The 16,759-nt window shown below is 71.5% G+C and carries 15 protein-coding genes and 3 tRNA genes; 16 read left to right on the forward strand and 2 right to left on the reverse strand.

Annotation, left to right across the window (positions count from 1 at the left end; all coding sequences use genetic code 11):
* Positions 1–159: 159 nt before the first annotated feature.
* Complete coding sequence (locus CLV72_RS12790) at positions 160–2,244, reverse strand: AAA family ATPase (protein ID WP_245930134.1); 2,085 nt, start codon at positions 2,242–2,244, stop codon at positions 160–162.
* Positions 2,245–2,452: 208 nt separating this feature from the next.
* Between CLV72_RS12790 and CLV72_RS12795 the strand changes: the two genes are divergently transcribed.
* The 6 genes from CLV72_RS12795 to CLV72_RS12820 all read left to right on the forward strand — a co-directional run bounded on the left by CLV72_RS12795 (position 2,453) and on the right by CLV72_RS12820 (position 5,240).
* Positions 2,453–2,528: transfer RNA gene (locus tag CLV72_RS12795), tRNA-Thr, on the forward strand.
* A gap of 111 nt (positions 2,529–2,639) precedes the next feature.
* Positions 2,640–2,713 (forward strand) — tRNA-Met (locus tag CLV72_RS12800).
* 206 nt (positions 2,714–2,919) lie between these two features.
* A complete protein-coding gene (rpmG, locus tag CLV72_RS12805; protein ID WP_106245045.1) occupies positions 2,920–3,084 on the forward strand; it encodes a 50S ribosomal protein L33 in 165 nt (54 codons plus the stop codon).
* Between the two features lie 130 nt (positions 3,085–3,214).
* Positions 3,215–3,667, forward strand: a complete 453-nt coding sequence (locus CLV72_RS12810; RefSeq protein ID WP_106245048.1) for a MaoC family dehydratase N-terminal domain-containing protein — start codon at positions 3,215–3,217, stop codon at positions 3,665–3,667.
* Positions 3,668–3,678: 11 nt separating this feature from the next.
* Entirely contained in the window at positions 3,679–4,119 is a 441-nt protein-coding gene (locus CLV72_RS12815) for a MaoC family dehydratase (protein WP_106245050.1), read from the forward strand.
* A gap of 80 nt (positions 4,120–4,199) precedes the next feature.
* Positions 4,200–5,240 (forward strand): UDP-N-acetylmuramate dehydrogenase, encoded by a 1,041-nt coding sequence (locus tag CLV72_RS12820; protein WP_245930136.1) that lies wholly within the window; start codon positions 4,200–4,202, stop codon positions 5,238–5,240.
* A gap of 7 nt (positions 5,241–5,247) precedes the next feature.
* Here the strand turns inward: CLV72_RS12820 and CLV72_RS12825 are convergent, their stop codons facing one another.
* Positions 5,248–6,294 (reverse strand): adenosine deaminase, encoded by a 1,047-nt coding sequence (locus CLV72_RS12825; protein WP_106245054.1) that lies wholly within the window; start codon positions 6,292–6,294, stop codon positions 5,248–5,250.
* Between the two features lie 248 nt (positions 6,295–6,542).
* Here CLV72_RS12825 and CLV72_RS12830 point away from each other — a divergent pair.
* From CLV72_RS12830 to rpoB, 10 genes are all read left to right on the forward strand, one after another.
* Positions 6,543–6,615: transfer RNA gene (locus CLV72_RS12830), tRNA-Trp, on the forward strand.
* Positions 6,616–6,749: 134 nt separating this feature from the next.
* Complete coding sequence (gene secE / locus CLV72_RS12835) at positions 6,750–7,010, forward strand: preprotein translocase subunit SecE (protein ID WP_106245056.1); 261 nt, start codon at positions 6,750–6,752, stop codon at positions 7,008–7,010.
* A gap of 61 nt (positions 7,011–7,071) precedes the next feature.
* Positions 7,072–7,836 (forward strand): transcription termination/antitermination protein NusG, encoded by a 765-nt coding sequence (nusG, locus tag CLV72_RS12840; protein ID WP_106245058.1) that lies wholly within the window; start codon positions 7,072–7,074, stop codon positions 7,834–7,836.
* Between the two features lie 182 nt (positions 7,837–8,018).
* Complete coding sequence (gene rplK / locus CLV72_RS12845; protein WP_106245061.1) at positions 8,019–8,450, forward strand: 50S ribosomal protein L11; 432 nt, start codon at positions 8,019–8,021, stop codon at positions 8,448–8,450.
* An 88-nt stretch (positions 8,451–8,538) separates the two neighbouring features.
* On the forward strand, positions 8,539–9,261 hold the full coding sequence (gene rplA, locus CLV72_RS12850) for a 50S ribosomal protein L1 (RefSeq protein WP_106245064.1): 723 nt from the start codon (positions 8,539–8,541) through the stop codon (positions 9,259–9,261).
* A 225-nt stretch (positions 9,262–9,486) separates the two neighbouring features.
* A complete protein-coding gene (locus tag CLV72_RS12855; protein WP_106245066.1) occupies positions 9,487–10,296 on the forward strand; it encodes an SCO4651 family lipoprotein in 810 nt (269 codons plus the stop codon).
* 151 nt (positions 10,297–10,447) lie between these two features.
* On the forward strand, positions 10,448–11,410 hold the full coding sequence (locus CLV72_RS12860) for an SCO4651 family lipoprotein (RefSeq protein WP_146159442.1): 963 nt from the start codon (positions 10,448–10,450) through the stop codon (positions 11,408–11,410).
* Positions 11,411–11,732: 322 nt separating this feature from the next.
* Complete coding sequence (rplJ, locus tag CLV72_RS12865; protein WP_106245071.1) at positions 11,733–12,305, forward strand: 50S ribosomal protein L10; 573 nt, start codon at positions 11,733–11,735, stop codon at positions 12,303–12,305.
* A gap of 68 nt (positions 12,306–12,373) precedes the next feature.
* On the forward strand, positions 12,374–12,760 hold the full coding sequence (gene rplL / locus CLV72_RS12870) for a 50S ribosomal protein L7/L12 (RefSeq protein WP_106245073.1): 387 nt from the start codon (positions 12,374–12,376) through the stop codon (positions 12,758–12,760).
* Positions 12,761–13,264: 504 nt separating this feature from the next.
* Positions 13,265–16,738, forward strand: coding sequence for a DNA-directed RNA polymerase subunit beta (gene rpoB, locus CLV72_RS12875; protein WP_211302837.1), 3,474 nt, complete (start codon positions 13,265–13,267; stop codon positions 16,736–16,738).
* Positions 16,739–16,759: the final 21 nt, after the last annotated feature.

Raw genomic sequence — 16,759 nt, forward strand, 5'->3', positions numbered from 1 at the left:
CACGGCAGCCTTCCGCCCCGCCGCTCCGCCCGCCAGCGCGGCTCCGCAGCCTGTGGACGGCCGGCCGCCCAGGGGCCGGTTGTCCACAGATTTCGCTCCGTGTGCATCCATCGCGGGCGCGCGGCCCTACACTCCGCGCCCGCGGGCGGCCGCCCGGGGTCAGCGGACGAAGACCTCGGAGTTCGGGGTGCGGGTGATGGTGCGGATCGTCGCCGGCAGCTGCAGCCGGCGCAGTGCGCTGGTCAGGCGGGTGTCGTGGGTGAACACCACCAGCTGGCGGTGCCGCCCCACCTGGGCCAGCACGTCGGCCAGGCCCTCGACCGTCGGGCCGTCCATCGCCTGCACCGGGTCGTCCACGATCAGGAAGCCGAACGGGTTGCCCTTCGCGAGGGTCCTCGGCAGGCACACGGCGAGCGCGAGAGCGTGCATCTCCCCCTGGCTGAGGACGCCGGGGGAGGTCTCGGCCGACTCCGCCCCGTCGAGCGTCACGTCCACGGCGACCCGGCGCTGGAGGCCGCTGCCGATCAGACGCAGCGCGCCCAGATCGATGTGGCGCTCCTGGCGCAGCCGCCGCCACACCATCTCCGCCTGCGAGGCCAGCGGCCGCAGCCGCTCATTGCGCAGCTCGCGGGCGGCCTGCACCAGCCAGGCCCGCGCCCGCTCGGCCGGACCCCGCACGTCCTGGGCGAACTCGGCGTCGCGCGCCCGCTCCACCCACAGCGCCAGCCGGTCGGCCAGCAGCGCCCACCCTTCGGTCGGCTCGCTGATCTCGGAGAGCCGGTGCGCCGCCTCCACCCGGGCGATCTGCGCCGCCCCCCGCAGCCGCCGCCCCGCACGCACCACGTGGTCGGCGAGTTCGACCAGGTCGGAGCGGGAGGACCCGGCCGACCACTCCGCCCAGGCCCGGCCGAGCTCGCTGTCGCGCGGCACCCACTCCGGCGGCGGCGCCAGCAGCACCCGCGCCTTCTCCCGCGCCTCCTCCGCCCGCGCGTACGCCGCCTCGGCGCCGCTCGCGGTGGACTCCAGCGCGCCGATCTCCGCGACCGCGCGCGCCGCCCAGTCGGGACCCAGCGCGTCGTCCGCGCCGCACACCGGGCAGCGCGCGTCGGCCGAGTGCTGCGCGTGGTGCTCCAGCGCCCGCCGCAGCAGGTCGATGACGCCGTGCGCCCGCGCCGACTTGGTGCCGGCCACCATGGCCAGCTCCAGCGCCGCGCCGCGCAGCTCGTCGATGACGTCGGAGGCGGTGGACTCCTCGGGCACGGCCAGCCGGCGGGTGCGGCGCAGCACGATCAGCTCCTCGGGATCCACCGGATCCGCCTTGGCCAGCCCCGCCACCCGCTCCAGGTCGATGTCGGGCCCCTCCAGCGCCGCGAGCGCCGCCTCGGCGCGCTGGTTGCCCGGCGCCGCCTCCCGCAGCGCCGCCACCAGCTCGGGCAGCTCCTTGCCCGGCCGCCTGGCCCGGCGGGACAGCTCGCGGCAGGCCCGCGCCAGCCGGCGCTCGGCCGAAGCGAGCCCGGTGAGCCCGATCAGCGCGCTGAGCATGTCGTACAGCTCGCTGGCCCGGCCCTCGATCGTGCGCCCCACCTCGGCGTAGGACAGGAACGGGCGGTACCTGCGCAGGTCGTCGTCCCAGCCGAGCGTGCTCAGCGGCTCCGGCGAGCGGCCCGGACGGGTCACCGCGCCCTCCGCCGAGCGCACACTGCTACCGGTCCACACCCGGGTGACCTCGGTGGACTCCCGGTCGCCCGCGAGCACCAGCTCCACCGACGCCTCGGTGCGCTCGCCGTCGTGCAGATTGCGCCAGCCGTCGCGCCAGGCCGTCTGCATGCCCTCCCAGCGCTGGCTGCGCCCGGTCAGCGCCACCTCGGCCGCCTCGGCGAGGCTGGACTTGCCCGAGCCGTTGCGCCCGATCACCACGGTCAGCCCCGGGCCGGGCCGCAGGTCCAGGACCGCCTCGCGCCCGATCCCCCGGAAGCCGCGCACCCGCACCCGCCGCAGGTAGGCGCGGCGCGGCCGGTACTGCGAACGGGGCGGCACGGGCGGCGCCTCCACCGCCGGCTCGCCGCGCAGCGCCGCCTCCAGCTCGGCGTCGCCGTGCAGCGCCGCCACCACGAGCGCGTGCGCCTCCGGATCCAGGTCGGCCGCTGCCAGGCGCAGCCAGATGGGATCGGTGGGGCCGGCGGCTCCGCGCCCGGACTCGTCGGGGCCGTCACGGCCGTCCGGGTCAGCAGCGTCACCAGTCACGTGGGGGCCCTTCGGTGTCGTCTGCGCCTGCCGAACACGACCCTGCCAAATATAGGGAGGAACCGGGTGGCGGGGGTGGTCCGGCCAGGGAATTCCTGCCCTCCCCGAGCGCCGCTTATTCGATTCGCGCCCGGCAGAGCGCGCGTGTATGCTCCAGGAGCAGATGAGGCCGCCGGGCCCCTTCGGGAGCCGGGCGGACACGCGACCGGCCCCTTTAGCTCAGTCGGCAGAGCGTCTCCATGGTAAGGAGAAGGTCTACGGTTCGATTCCGTAAAGGGGCTCCACCGCCGACCAGGCCGACCGCCTTCGGACGGTCTGCGCATCGGCGGAGCCGGATTCACGCAAGCCGAACGGAATCCGGTACTCTCACAGTTGGGTCGTCCACCGACCACCATGGCGGGGTAGCTCAGTCAGGCAGAGCAAGCGGCTCATAATCGCTGTGTCGCGGGTTCAAGTCCCGCCTCCGCTACGAGCTTGGGGTTAGTGTGTTCGCGGGCTTTCGCCCGCTCACGCTAGCTCTTCGCCATGCTAGCCCGGGGGGAGACCCCCCGGACCCCCCCACTGTGGGGGCTTCGCCCCCACACCCCCTCGATCGTGGAGTGGTTGCCTGACTCCGGCTCGGGTGGGTTTGGTGGGGGTAACCATCCGTCACTTTGAGGAGAGAGGCACTCCGCTGTGGCTGCCACCGACGTTAGGCCGAAGATCACGCTGGCCTGCCAGGAGTGCAAGCACCGCAACTACATCACCCGGAAGAACCGGCGCAACGACCCGGACCGGATGACGCTGCGGAAGTACTGCCCCAACTGCAGGCGGCACCAGGAGCACCGCGAGACCCGGTAGCCGCTCCCCGCGCCAGGCGCGGGGCACCGGCCGTGTGGCCCAGCGAGGACCTAGACCCGCTGGGCCATTACGCTGTTAGGCGGTCCGGTCAGACGGGCGCCGCGCGGCGCCGCGAGCGGTGAGGGACGGGATGCCGATCAACCGCGAGTTCCTGGGGCGCAGCTATCCGCCCTCGGAGCCCTACCAGGTCAGCCGCGAGAAGGTGGCGGAGTTCGCCGCCGCCATCGGCGACACCAACCCGCTGTACCTCGACCCCGAGGCCGCCAAGGCCGCGGGGCACCCCGACGTGCTCGCCCCGCCCACCTTCCCCATCGTGGTCGCGATGCGCGACAGCGGCACCGCCGTGGCCGACCCCGAGCTCGGCGTCGACTACTCCATGGTCGTGCACGGCCGCCAGTCCTTCGCCTACAGCCGCCCGCTGTACGCCGGCGACGTCGTCACCTGCACCTCTACCATCGCCGAGATCAAGGCGGCGGGCCGCAACGAGGTGCTGACCATCGACACCGCCATCGGCACCACCCAGGGCGAGCACGTCGTCACCGCGTCCTTCACCATCGTGGTCCGCGGCGGCGCGGACAGCTGAGAGGAGTGCCGATGCCGGGCACGACGGCCGTCCGGGTGCGCTACGACGAGGTCGAGGTCGGCGACCTCCTCCCCGAGGCCACCTATCCGGTCCAGCGGCTGAACCTGGTCATGTACGCCGGCGCCTCCGGCGACTTCAACCCGATCCACTGGAACGAGCGCTTCGCCAAGTCCGTCGGCCTGCCCGACGTCATCGCCCACGGCATGCTCACCATGGCCCTGGCCGGCCGCCTGGTCACCGACTGGGTCGGCGACCCCGGCGCGGTGGTCGACTACCGGGTGCGGTTCTCCGCGCCCGTCGTCGTCCCCGACGACGACAAGGGGGCCGAGGTCACCGTCGGCGGTACGGTCAAGGAGAAGCTCGACGGCGGCCGGGTGCTGGTCAACCTCACCGCGACCAGCGACGGCACCAAGGTGCTGACCCGTGCGGACGTGATCGTCGCGCTCGGCTGAGCCGCCGCTCCGCCCGCTGTCCTTCGAACCGATGCCGCTGGAGGCCCTGAGACGTGTGTGCCGCCGTGCGCTGTGAGCAGGTGACCCTCGCCCCCTACACCACCCTGCGGCTGGGCGGGCCCGCCGCCGGCTTCGTGGAGGTCGACTCCGCCGAGGAGACCGTCGCCGCGGTCGCCGCCGCCGACCGCGCGGGCGAACCGGTCCTGGTGCTCGGCGGCGGCAGCAACCTGGTCATCGCCGACGGCGGCTTCCCCGGCACGGTCGTGCACATCTCCAGCCGCGGCGTGGAGCGCCTGTCGGGCAGCCCGGTCCGGCTGCGGGTGCAGGCCGGCGAGGACTGGGACGCCTTCGTCGCCCGCTGCGTCGGCGAAGGGCTCAGCGGCGTCGAGTGCCTGTCGGGGATCCCGGGCCGGGCCGGCGCCACCCCGATCCAGAACGTCGGCGCCTACGGCCAGGAGGTCAGCCAGACGATCACCGAGGTGCGGGCGCTGGACCGTACCACCGGCCGCACCGTCGTCCTGGACGCCGCCGCGTGCCGCTTCGGCTACCGCAGCAGCCGCTTCAAGGGCCGCGACCGCTTCGTCGTGCTCGACGTCGTCTTCGAACTGGAGCGCTCCGAGCTCTCGCAGCCGATCCGCTACGCCGAACTCGCCCGCACGCTCGACGTCCCGCTCGGCGAGCGGGTGCCGGTGCAGGAGGCCCGCGCCGCCGTGCTGAAGCTGCGGGCCGGCAAGGGCATGGTCCTGGACGCGGGCGACCCCGACACCCGCAGCGCGGGCTCCTTCTTCACCAACCCGCTGCTCGACGCGGCGCAGCTCGCCGAACTGGAGCGCAGGGTCGCCGACCGGCTGGGCCCCGGCGCCGCCTTCCCGCGCTACCCCGAGCCCGACGGCCGCGCCAAGGTCTCGGCGGCCTGGCTCATCGACCGGGCCGGCTTCGCCAAGGGCTACGGCTCGGGCCCTGCCAGGATCTCCAGCAAGCACACCCTCGCGCTCACCAACCCCGGAGCGGGCAGCACCGCCGACCTGCTGGCGCTGGCGCGCGAGGTGCGCGACGGCGTGCGCGCCGCCTTCGGCGTCGAGCTGGTGAACGAGCCCGTCATGGTCGGCGTCGCGCTCTAGCCGCGGCCTAGGCCGCGCCGGCGGGCTCCGGCGGGGCGGCGAGCCAGGCGTCCACTCCGGCGAGGAGCTGCTTGCGCAGGGCCTCCGGCGCGGCCGAGCCGCGGATCGACATCCGGGCCAGCTCGGCCAGTTCGGCGTCGTCGAAGCCGAAGGTGTGCCGGGCGGTCTCGTACTGCTCCAGCAGGCGGGGGCCGAACAGCAGCGGGTCGTCGGTGCCCAGCGCCACCGGCACCCCGGCGTCGAAGAGCCGCCGCACTGGGACGTGCGCCAGCTCGTTGAAGACGCCGAGGCCGACATTGGAGCTGGGGCAGACCTCCAGGGTCACCCCCTGGGTCGCCAGCCGCTCCACCAGGTAGGGGTCCTCGATCGCGCGCACGCCGTGCCCGACGCGGTCGGCCTCTAGGTGGTCCAGGCACTCGCGGACGCTGCGCGGCCCCTGCAGCTCCCCGCCGTGCGGGACCGACAGCAGGCCGGCGCGGCGGGCCAGCCGGAAGGCGTCCTCGAACTCCAGCGCCCGGCCGCGCCGCTCGTCATTGCTGAGGCCGAAGCCGACCACGCCCCGCTCGGCGTACTGCCGGGCCAGCCGGGCGAGGGTGCGGGCGTCCAGCGGGTGGCGGGTGCGGTTGGCCGCCACGATCACGCCGATGCCCACGCCGGTGCGGGCGGAGGCGGCCTCGGCCGCGGCCAGGACGAGTTCGAGCGTGGCGGTCAGGCCGTCGTAGCGCGCGGCGTAGCCGCTGGGGTCGACCTGGATCTCCAGCCAGCCCGAGCCGGCCGCCGCCTCGTCCTCGGCGGCCTCGCCGAGCAGCCGGAACAGGTCCTCGGGGGTGCGCAGCACCGATCTGGCGATGTCGTACAGGCGCTGGAAGCGGAACCAGCCGCGCTCGTCGGTGGCGCGCAGCCGGGGCGGCCAGTTCTGCTCCAGCGACTCGGGGAGGCTCACCCCGTGCCGGCGGGCCAGCTCGACCAGCGTGGTGTGCCGCATCGAACCGGTGAAGTGCAGGTGGAGATGGGCCTTCGGCAGACGCTCCAGGGGGCGGACGGCGGATCGCATACACCCAGCCTGCCGTATCGGGATGATCGCTGTCCCGGCATCGGCGCCGCCGCGCTCGCGCGCCGCCGCGGCGGGCGCGCGCCGCCCGCCGGGTCCCGGCCCCGTCGGCCGCCGTGCCGGTTCGACGCACTCGGCCGGAGCGCCTAGACTGTCGTCTCGGCTCGTGTCCACTATCCGTGCGGTCAGGCGGATTTCCAGATGCGTGTCAGCGCGCCGGGCGTTAGCCTGGAGGCGTGATCCACAATTAAAGGGCAGTGGCTCAATTGGCAGAGCACCGGTCTCCAAAACCGGCGGTTGGGGGTTCGAGTCCCTCCTGCCCTGCGGAATTGGTACGCCGAATGGTCGTACATGATCGTTGCCGGGCGCGCCATCTGCTCAACAGCAGGTCGGCGGCCAGCTGACGGGGACCTCCCGTCGGCCGGCCGTCGGCCTATAGAGCCACTGAGGCGAGGGTCATGGTGACAAAGACGCGCGACGACGATGGCGCGAAGCCGGAGAAGGCGGGAGGAGCGAAGACCGCGGAGAAGAAGTCCCGCACCTCCCCGCTGCTCTTCTACCGCCAGGTCGTCACGGAGCTCCGCAAGGTCAAGTGGCCGACGCGCCGCGAACTCCTCGTCTACACGCTGGTCGTGCTGATCTTCGTGCTGGTGATGGTCGGATTCGTGACGGTCATCGACATCGCCTTCGGTGAGCTCGTCACCATCGTCTTCGGCTGAGCCCGCCCGCCGCCCCCGCAGGGGCGGCCCGTTGTCCGCTAGAGAAAGAGAACGAACCACCGTGTCCGAATCCCCACTGCCCACCGACGAGGTCCCCGACGGGGAGCGGGACCAGCCGTCGGAGGAGTCCGGCCCGACCCCCGCGGAGGAGTCCGCCGGGGAGGCCGCGGCGCCCGAGGGCGCGGCGGAGGCCGAGGTCGGTGCGGCGGACGTGGACGAGGACGGCGACGTTCCGCCCCCGGTCGACACGGTCGAGGAGTTCAAGGACCAGCTGCGCCTGCTGCCCGGCGACTGGTACGTGATCCACTCCTACGCCGGCTACGAGAACCGGGTGAAGACCAACATCGAGACCCGCACCACCTCGCTGAACATGGAGGACTACATCTTCCAGGTGGAGGTCCCCACCCAGGAGGTCACCGAGGTCAAGAGCGGCAAGCGGCAGCAGGTCACCGAGAAGGTGCTCCCCGGCTACATCCTGGTCCGGATGGAGCTCACCGACGAGTCCTGGGCCGCGGTCCGCAACACCCCCGGCGTCACCGGCTTCGTCGGCCTGTCCAACCGTCCCTCTCCGCTCAGCCTGCAGGAGGTCGCCGACCTCCTCGCGCCCGAGCCCGAGGAGGAGACGGTCAAGAAGAAGGAGACGGTGCACAAGACCGTGGACTTCGAGGTAGGCGAGTCCGTCACCGTCATGGACGGCCCCTTCGCGACCCTCCCGGCCACCGTCAACGAGATCAACGCCGACACCCAGAAGCTCAAGGTGCTGGTCTCGATCTTCGGCCGCGAGACCCCGGTGGAGCTCTCCTTCGACCAGGTCTCCAAGATCTAGTCCGCGCGCGGGTCCGCCCGGCCCGGTCCGGGCAGGGCGGCCGCGCACGTAGACTCGTCAGGTGTTCCCCGCGTGGGCGGGGACCCATGCCCGTCTCCCCGCTCCGGCGTCCGCGTCCGAACGCCGCGGCGTGCTCGGGAGCACGGCACCAGGAAACAGCGATCAGGCACAAAGGACCCGAAATGCCTCCGAAGAGGAAACTGGCGGCCGTCGTCAAGGTGCAGCTGCCCGCCGGCCAGGCCACCCCCGCGCCGCCGGTCGGTACGGCGCTCGGCCCGCACGGCGTCAACATCATGGACTTCTGCAAGCAGTACAACGCTGCCACCGAAGCCCAGCGCGGCAACATCATCCCGGTCGAGATCAGCATCTTCGAAGACCGCTCCTTCACCTTCGTCACCAAGACCCCGCCGGCCCCCAAGCTGATCCTCAAGGCCGCCGGGATCGACAAGGGCGCCGCCAACCCCAGCCGCGAGCGGGCCGGCACCATCACCAGCGCGCAGGTGCGCGAGATCGCGCAGACCAAGCTGCCCGACCTCAACACCGCCAGCCTGGACGAGGCCGAGCGCATCATCGCCGGCACCGCCCGCTCCATGGGCATCGCCGTCGACGGCTGACGCCGCCGCGGCACCCACTTCCGATCCCGTCAGTGGCAGGGCCGGCGCTGGCCCTCTCGACCACGAGCTCCTGAACGAGGAGATCCTCATGAAGCGCAGCAAGAACCACCGCAAGGCCGACGAGGCCATCGACCGCTCCCGGGTGTACACCCCGCTGGAGGCGGCGCGGCTGGCCAAGGAGACCGCCACCGTCAAGTTCGACGCCACCGTCGAGGTGGCCCTGCGGCTGGGCGTCGACCCCCGCAAGGCCGACCAGATGGTGCGCGGCACCGTCAACCTGCCCCACGGCACCGGCAAGACCGCCAGGGTCCTGGTCTTCGCCACGGGTGACCGCGCCGCGCAGGCCGAGGCGGCCGGGGCCGACATCGTCGGCGACGACGAGCTGATCCAGCGCGTCCAGGGCGGCTTCCTGGACTTCGACGCCGTGGTGGCCACCCCGGACATGATGGGCAAGGTCGGCCGGCTGGGCCGGGTGCTGGGTCCGCGCGGCCTGATGCCGAACCCGAAGACCGGCACCGTCACCCCCGACGTCGCCCGGGCCGTCACCGAGATCAAGGGCGGCAAGATCGAGTTCCGGGTCGACCGCCACGGCAACCTGCACTTCATCATCGGCAAGACCTCCTTCGACCCCACCCAGCTGGCCGAGAACTACGGTGCGGCGCTGGACGAGGTCATCCGGCTCAAGCCGTCCGCGGCCAAGGGCCGGTACGTCAAGAAGGCGGTGCTCACCACCACCATGGGGCCGAGCATCCCGGTCGACCCCGCCATCACCCGCGACTTCGCGACGGCGACCAGCGTGACGGCCGCCTGAGCCGCGACGCTCCACGACGACCCGGCCGCGTGCTCAGCACGCCGCCGGGTCGTCGCATGTCCGCTGGCCGACAGCGGTCAGCAGGGCGCGATCCGGCCGTCGATCACGCGTTCGGGCGTTTAATTGCCCTGACGCCCGCGCGGCCGCGCCGCGGCGTCGCGCCCCGGCGGCCCCCGCGTCCCCCCGTCCGCCGGCTCCGCTCCGACCCCCTGAGGAATCCCCCAGATGCCAGACAAGCTGTGCGCCGCGCTCGGCGCCGCTTCCCTGCTCGTGCTCACCGGGTGTGCCGCGCAGGCGCAGGACCCCGCGCCGAGCGCCGCCCCCTCCTCGGCCTCCAGCGCCGCCGCCGAGGGCGGCTCCGACCCGCTGCTCGGCGCCATGCTCGACACCACCCAGAGCGTGGAGGGCTTCCGGGCCACGGTCAGCGTGGACGGCGCGGCCGCGCAGGAGGCCGGGGGCGGCCTCGAGATCGAGCTGCTCTACAGCTCCGTCCCCGAACCCACCGTGCAGATGACCATGCCGCTGGGCGAGGCCCTGAGCGAGGTCCTGGGCGACCAGGTGATGCTGATGCGCGGTGAGGAGGTGCTGATGCAGACCTCGCCCGCGCTGGGCACCGACTACGAGTGGCTGCGCGTCGACCTCGGCGCCGAGACCGACGCCGGGCTCGTGCTCCAGGGCTACGACCCCCTCGCCCAGGTGGAGGCGCTGACCGCGGCGGGCGACCTCCAGGAGGCCGGCACCGAGGAGATCGACGGCGTCACCACCACCCGCTACACCGGCACCTTCGAGCTGGACCAGGCCCTGGAGGCCGTCGCGCCCGAGCGGCGCGCCGTGATCGAGAGCATGTATCCGGGCCAGACCGAGCCGGTCGCCTTCGAGCTCTTCCTCGACGAGGAGAACCGGCCGCGGCGGGTGGTCACGGACGAGACCACCACCATGGACTTCACCGAGTACGGACCCGTCGAGATCGCCTACCCCGAACCCGCCCAGATCGGCGACTACGACGAGGTGATGGCCGAACTCCAGGGCGGCTAGCCCCGGACGGCCCATCCAGCGCGAGGACCGGGGCGCGGGGGCGCCCCGGCCCCACGGCGCGTGAGTCCGGGGTCCGGCGGGGAAGTGAACAGCTCGCACGGACGGACCCCGCGCCACCAGGCACGGCCCGATCGACTCCGAGGAAACGAACATGGCTCGTACCCTTGCCGCCGCCCTGCTCGGCGGCGCGGCCGCGATGACGCTCTCGGGATGCATGGGCATCCCGGGCCTTCCAGGCGCCAGCCTGGACGGACTGCTCACCGGCATGGTCTCCAACACCCAGAGCGTGCAGAGCTTCCGGGCCCAGATCGCCCTGGAGGGCGCGGCCGCGGACCAGGCGGGCATGTCCGGCCCGGTCGAGATGGAGTACACCAGCACCCCCGAGGCGCTGATGCGGATGGACTTCACCGACCCCTCCACCGGTGAGGAGGGCTCGATGCTGATGCGCGAGAGCTCCGGCGAGTTCCTGATCGGCGCGCAGGGCGAGTGGCTGCGCTTCGCCGCGCCCGAGGGCGAAGCCGCGTCCGGCGGCGGCGCCGGCGAGCAGCTCAGCCAGGGCCGGCAGCAGGACCCCCTGGCCCAGCTCCAGCTGCTCACCGCCTCCGGCGATGTCGAGGAGGTCGGCCGCGAGGAGGTCAACGGCGTGCCGACCACCCACTACACCGGCACCTACGCGCTGGCCGACGCGCTGGCCGCGGTGGAGGACCCCGCCGAGCGCGACGCCCTGCAGCAGCTGTACGGGGACTCCGTCGAGGCGGTGCCCTACGACGTGTGGATCGACAACGAGCAGCTGCCGCGCCGCGTCTCGATGGAGGCGGCGGGTACCCGGACCACGATCGACTTCCTGGAGTTCAACCAGGCCGTCGACATCCGGTGGCCGTCCGAGGAGGAGATCATCGACTTCGAGGACATGCTGGGCGGGCTGGGCGGCGACACCGGCCAGTGGAGCGGCGCCGAGGACCTGGACCTGGAGGGCGGCGGCACCGGCGGCTTCGGCGGCGACATCGGCGAGTGGGGCGGCTCCCAGCCGCCGGACACCAGCGAGATGGAGGAGTCCCTCCAGGAGCTGGAGGAGTCGCTGGAGAACCTGGAGTCGGCGGGCCCCGGCGCCTGAGGCGGACGGAGAGGGCCGGGCGGCCGCACCGCGGTCGTCCGGCCCTTCGGCCGCCGCCTCCCGTCGGACGGATCGGCACGGCACCTCGGGCGGTTCGCACCGCTCCGATCGGCGAGTACTATTGCAACTGCCGAAGACCGCCGGTCGCCGCCCCTCGGGGTGGCCTAAGGTCCCGTTACACAACGGGCGGCCCGCGCAGGTGCGAAGTGAGTGGTGAACGTTCACGGGTCTCCGCCCGTCTTTCACGCCCTGTGCGCCTGCGCCGGGGCGTTTTCTCGTTGGCGTATCGCGGCCTCCGGCGATCCCATCTGGAAGGAGTCCCATGGCGAGGCCGGACAAGGTAGCCGCGGTCGCCGAGCTCAAGGATGAGTTCACGAGCTCGTCGGGCGCAGTGCTGACCGAGTACCGCGGGCTCTCCGTGGCGCAGGTCACCGAACTGCGCCGCAGCCTCGGCCAGAACGCGCGGTTCCGCATCGTCAAGAACACGCTGACCAAGATCGCCGCCACCGAGGCCGGTCTGGACGACGAGATCCTCGGCCTCTTCGAGGGGCCGTCGGCCATCGCCTTCGTCCGCGGCGACGTGGTCGAGACCGCCAAGGGTCTGCGTGAATTCGCGAAGGCGAACCCGCCGCTGGTCATCAAGGGCGGTGTCATCGACGGGCAGCCGATGACGCCGGACCAGATCAACCAGCTGGCCGACCTCGAGTCCCGTGAGGTTCTGCTCGCGAAGGTCGCGGGCGCGCTGAAGGCCACTCAGTCGCGTGCGGCTGCGGTGTTCAACGCGCTGCCGACCAAGACCGCACAGCTCGCCGAGGCCCTGCGCGCCAAGCGCGCCGAGTCGGAGCCGGCCGAGGCGGAGAGCGCTCCCGCCGAGGAGAGCCCCACCGAGGGCTGACGAGGCCCGCACGACCCCCCAACAGCAGGCGGCCGGTCGCCGACCGGCCCGAAGGTAAGGAACACATCATGGCGAAGCTCAGCACCGACGAGCTGCTGTCGGCGTTCGAGGAGCTGACCCTCCTCGAGCTGTCGGAGTTCGTGAAGGCGTTCGAGGAGAAGTTCGACGTCCAGGCCGCCGCCCCGGTCGCGGTCGCCGCCGCCCCGGGCGCCCCCGGCGCCCCGGCCGAGGCCGCCGAGGAGCAGACCGAGTTCGACGTCATCCTCGAGGCCGCCGGCGACAAGAAGATCCAGGTCATCAAGGAGGTCCGCGGTCTCACCAGCCTCGGCCTCAAGGAGGCCAAGGACCTGGTCGACGGCGCTCCCAAGCCGCTCCTGGAGAACGTCAACAAGGAGACGGCCGACAAGGCCAAGGAGGCCCTGGAGAAGGCCGGCGCCACCGTCACCGTCAAGTAGTGCCGCCGCGGACCCGGTCCGCGCATCCGACAGGCGTCCTTCCGGCTCGGCCGGGAGGGCGCCTGTTCTCGTGCGCGCGCCGTCCGGATCGCCGGAGTGGCGGGGGAGCGGAGGGGGCGAGGGGTGTGCGCGGAAGGTGCCTCGGAAGAACCTTTATGCCCAGCTGTTCCGTCGCTCACACTCCGCGAACCTGTGGGACCTGTCACCTGGGGGAAATGTCTGGTTCCCTCCCCTCTGGGGTTGACGTTTTCGCTTGTTGCGGCGATGCTGCGTTCGACGTGATGCGCATAGAGGCTTGCTTGCGGGCCGGCTGCGGGTGGTCCCTTGGGTGACCTGCGGGCTGGTGCCGGAGTGGATGGTTGGACAGCGGTGTTGCCGTCGGCTACACTGCCCTTTTGCGCTGCCCTTTGACGACCCTCTCGAACCATGCCCTTTTTGCGGCTTTGCGTGGGTCGCCCGGCGTGCGCGCGCCTCAACCGCCACAAGCCTTCGGAAGGACCCCTGTTGGCAGCCTCGCGCAACGCCTCAGCTAACAAACTCGGTCCGAACCGCGTCTCCTTTGGGCGTATCAGGGAGCCGCTCGAAGTCCCGGACCTCCTCGCCCTGCAGACCGAGTCCTTCGACTGGCTGCTCGGGAACGAGAAGTGGAAGACCCGGGTCGAAGCGGCCAAGAACGCCGGTCGCAAGGACATCTCCGAGCAGTCCGGGCTGGAAGAGATCTTCGAGGAGATCAGTCCGATCGAGGACTTCTCCGGCACGATGTCCCTCTCGTTCCGGGACCACCGGTTCGAGCCGCCCAAGTACTCCATGGAGGAGTGCAAGGACAAGGACATGACCTTCTCCGCCCCGATGTTCGTCACGGCGGAGTTCATCAACAACACCACCGGTGAGATCAAGAGCCAGACCGTCTTCATGGGCGACTTCCCCTTGATGACGACCAAGGGCACCTTCATCATCAACGGCACCGAGCGCGTCGTCGTGTCCCAGCTGGTGCGCTCGCCGGGCGTCTACTTCGACCGCCAGGTCGACAAGACCTCCGACAAGGACATCTACGGCTGCAAGGTCATCCCCTCGCGCGGCGCGTGGCTGGAGTTCGAGGTCGACAAGCGCGACTTCGTGGGCGTGCGGATCGACCGCAAGCGCAAGCAGGGCGTCACCGTGCTGCTCAAGGCGCTCGGCTGGACCAGCGACCAGATCCTGGAGCGCTTCGGCCACTACGACTCCATCCGCACCACCCTGGACAAGGACCACACCTCCGGCCAGGACGACGCGCTGCTCGACATCTACCGCAAGCTGCGTCCGGGCGAGCCGCCGACCAAGGAGTCGGCGCAGACCCTGCTGGAGAACCTCTACTTCAACCCCAAGCGGTACGACCTCGCCAAGGTCGGCCGGTACAAGGTGAACAAGAAGCTCGGCCTGGAGTCCGAGATCACCCAGGGCACCCTCACCGAAGAGGACATCGTCGCCACCATCGAGTACATGGTGCGGCTGCACGCCGGCGAGACCGAGGCCGAGCGCCCCACCGGCACCATCCCGATCGAGGTCGACGACATCGACCACTTCGGCAACCGGCGGCTGCGCACGGTCGGCGAGCTGATCCAGAACCAGGTGCGGCTCGGCCTGGCCCGGATGGAGCGGGTGGTGCGCGAGCGCATGACCACCCAGGACGTCGAGGCCATCACGCCGCAGACGCTGATCAACATCCGGCCGGTCGTCGCCTCCATCCGGGAGTTCTTCGGCACCAGCCAGCTGTCGCAGTTCCTGGGCCAGACCAACCCGCTGGAGGGCCTGACCCACAAGCGGCGGCTGTCCGCGCTCGGCCCCGGCGGCCTGTCCCGGGAGCGGGCCGGCATGGAGGTCCGCGACGTCCACCCCTCGCACTACGGCCGCATGTGCCCGATCGAGACCCCTGAGGGCCCCAACATCGGCCTGATCGGCTCGCTCGCCTCCTACGGGCGGGTGAACTCCTTCGGCTTCGTGGAGACCCCGTACCGGAAGGTGGAGAACGGCCGCGTCAGCGACGAGATCGCCTACCTCACCGCCGACGTCGAGGACCGCTACAACATCGCGCAGGCGAACACCCCGCTGAACGACGACGGCACCTTCGCCGACGCGCGGGTGCTGGTGCGGCGCCGCGGCGGCGGCGGCGAGATGGAGCTGGTCACCCCCGACGCCGTCTCGTACATGGACGTGTCCCCGCGCCAGATGGTGTCGCCGGCCACCGCCATGATCCCCTTCCTGGAGCACGACGACGCCAACCGGGCGCTGATGGGCTCCAACATGCAGCGCCAGTCGGTGCCGCTGCTGCGCAGCGAGGCGCCGCTGGTGGGCACCGGCATGGAGTACCGCGCCGCCACCGACGCCGCCGACGTCATCCTGGCCGACAAGGCCGGTGTGGTGGAGGAGGTCACCGCCGACCTCATCACGGTGATGGCCGACGACGGCACCCGCCAGACCTACCGGGTGGCCAAGTTCAAGCGCTCCAACCAGGGCACCTGCTACAACCAGCGTCCGATCGTCGAAGAGGGCGCCCGGGTCGAGGTCGGCCAGGTGCTGGCCGACGGCCCGTGCACCGACAACGGCGAGATGGCGCTGGGCAAGAACCTGCTCGTGGCCTTCATGCCGTGGGAGGGCCACAACTACGAGGACGCGATCATCCTCTCCCAGCGCCTGGTGCAGGACGACGTCCTGTCCTCGATCCACATCGAGGAGCACGAGGTCGACGCCCGCGACACCAAGCTGGGCCCTGAGGAGATCACCCGGGACATCCCCAACGTCTCCGAGGAGGTCCTCTCCGACCTCGACGACCGCGGCATCATCCGGATCGGCGCCGATGTGACCACCGGCGACATCCTGGTCGGCAAGGTCACCCCCAAGGGCGAGACCGAGCTGACCCCCGAGGAGCGGCTGCTGCGCGCGATCTTCGGTGAGAAGGCGCGCGAGGTCCGCGACACCTCGCTGAAGGTGCCGCACGGCGAGTCCGGCAAGGTCATCGGTGTCCGCGTGTTCAGCAGGGACGAAGGCGACGAGCTGCCGCCCGGCGTGAACGAGCTGGTCCGCGTGTACGTGGCCCAGAAGCGCAAGATCACCGACGGCGACAAGCTGGCCGGCCGGCACGGCAACAAGGGCGTGATCTCCAAGATCCTGCCGCAGGAGGACATGCCGTTCCTCGAGGACGGCACCCCGGTCGACATCGTGCTCAACCCGCTGGGCGTGCCCGGCCGGATGAACGTCGGCCAGGTGCTGGAGACCCACCTCGGGTGGATCGCCAGCCGGGGCTGGAAGGTCGAGGGCGACGACGCGGAGTGGAAGCGCCAGCTCAAGGCCATCGGGGCCGACGAGGCGCCGCCCAACTCCAATGTCGCCACCCCCGTGTTCGACGGTGTCCAGGAGAACGAGATCGGCGGCCTGCTCGCCTCCACCACCCCCAACCGCGACGGTGTGCGGATGGTGGGCGAGGACGGCAAGGCGCGGCTGTTCGACGGCCGTACCGGCGAGCCGTTCAAGGACCCGATCGCGGTCGGCTACATCTACATCCTCAAGCTGCTGCACCTGGTCGATGACAAGATCCACGCGCGTTCGACCGGTCCGTACTCGATGATCACCCAGCAGCCGCTGGGCGGTAAGGCGCAGTTCGGCGGTCAGCGGTTCGGCGAGATGGAGGTGTGGGCGCTGGAAGCCTACGGCGCCGCCTACGCGCTGCAGGAGCTGCTCACCATCAAGTCCGACGACGTCGTGGGCCGGGTCAAGGTTTACGAGGCGATCGTCAAGGGCGAGAACATCCCCGAGCCCGGTATTCCGGAGTCCTTCAAGGTCCTCATCAAGGAAATGCAGTCGCTCTGCCTGAACGTCGAGGTGCTGTCCAGCGACGGCATGTCGATCGAGATGCGCGACAGCGACGAGGATGTCTTCCGCGCCGCGGAAGAACTCGGCATCGACCTGTCCCGGCGTGAGCCGAGCAGCGTCGAAGAGGTCTGATCCGCCTACGAACCAGAGGAC

The sequence above is a fragment of the Allonocardiopsis opalescens genome, assembly GCF_003002095.1.
Lineage (GTDB): Bacteria > Actinomycetota > Actinomycetes > Streptosporangiales > Streptosporangiaceae > Allonocardiopsis > Allonocardiopsis opalescens.

Excerpts from the sequence above, each read along its gene's own strand:
- CLV72_RS12810 (WP_106245048.1), top strand. The coding sequence starts at position 3,215 with ATGCCGATCAACCGCGAGTTCCTGGGGCGCAGCTATCCGCCCTCGGAG.
- CLV72_RS12815 (WP_106245050.1), top strand. The coding sequence starts at position 3,679 with ATGCCGGGCACGACGGCCGTCCGGGTGCGCTACGACGAGGTCGAGGTC.
- CLV72_RS12825 (WP_106245054.1), bottom strand. The coding sequence starts at position 6,294 with ATGCGATCCGCCGTCCGCCCCCTGGAGCGTCTGCCGAAGGCCCATCTC.
- secE (WP_106245056.1), top strand. The coding sequence starts at position 6,750 with ATGGTGACAAAGACGCGCGACGACGATGGCGCGAAGCCGGAGAAGGCG.
- rplK (WP_106245061.1), top strand. The coding sequence starts at position 8,019 with ATGCCTCCGAAGAGGAAACTGGCGGCCGTCGTCAAGGTGCAGCTGCCC.
- rplA (WP_106245064.1), top strand. The coding sequence starts at position 8,539 with ATGAAGCGCAGCAAGAACCACCGCAAGGCCGACGAGGCCATCGACCGC.
- CLV72_RS12855 (WP_106245066.1), top strand. The coding sequence starts at position 9,487 with ATGCCAGACAAGCTGTGCGCCGCGCTCGGCGCCGCTTCCCTGCTCGTG.
- CLV72_RS12860 (WP_146159442.1), top strand. The coding sequence starts at position 10,448 with ATGGCTCGTACCCTTGCCGCCGCCCTGCTCGGCGGCGCGGCCGCGATG.
- rplJ (WP_106245071.1), top strand. The coding sequence starts at position 11,733 with ATGGCGAGGCCGGACAAGGTAGCCGCGGTCGCCGAGCTCAAGGATGAG.
- rplL (WP_106245073.1), top strand. The coding sequence starts at position 12,374 with ATGGCGAAGCTCAGCACCGACGAGCTGCTGTCGGCGTTCGAGGAGCTG.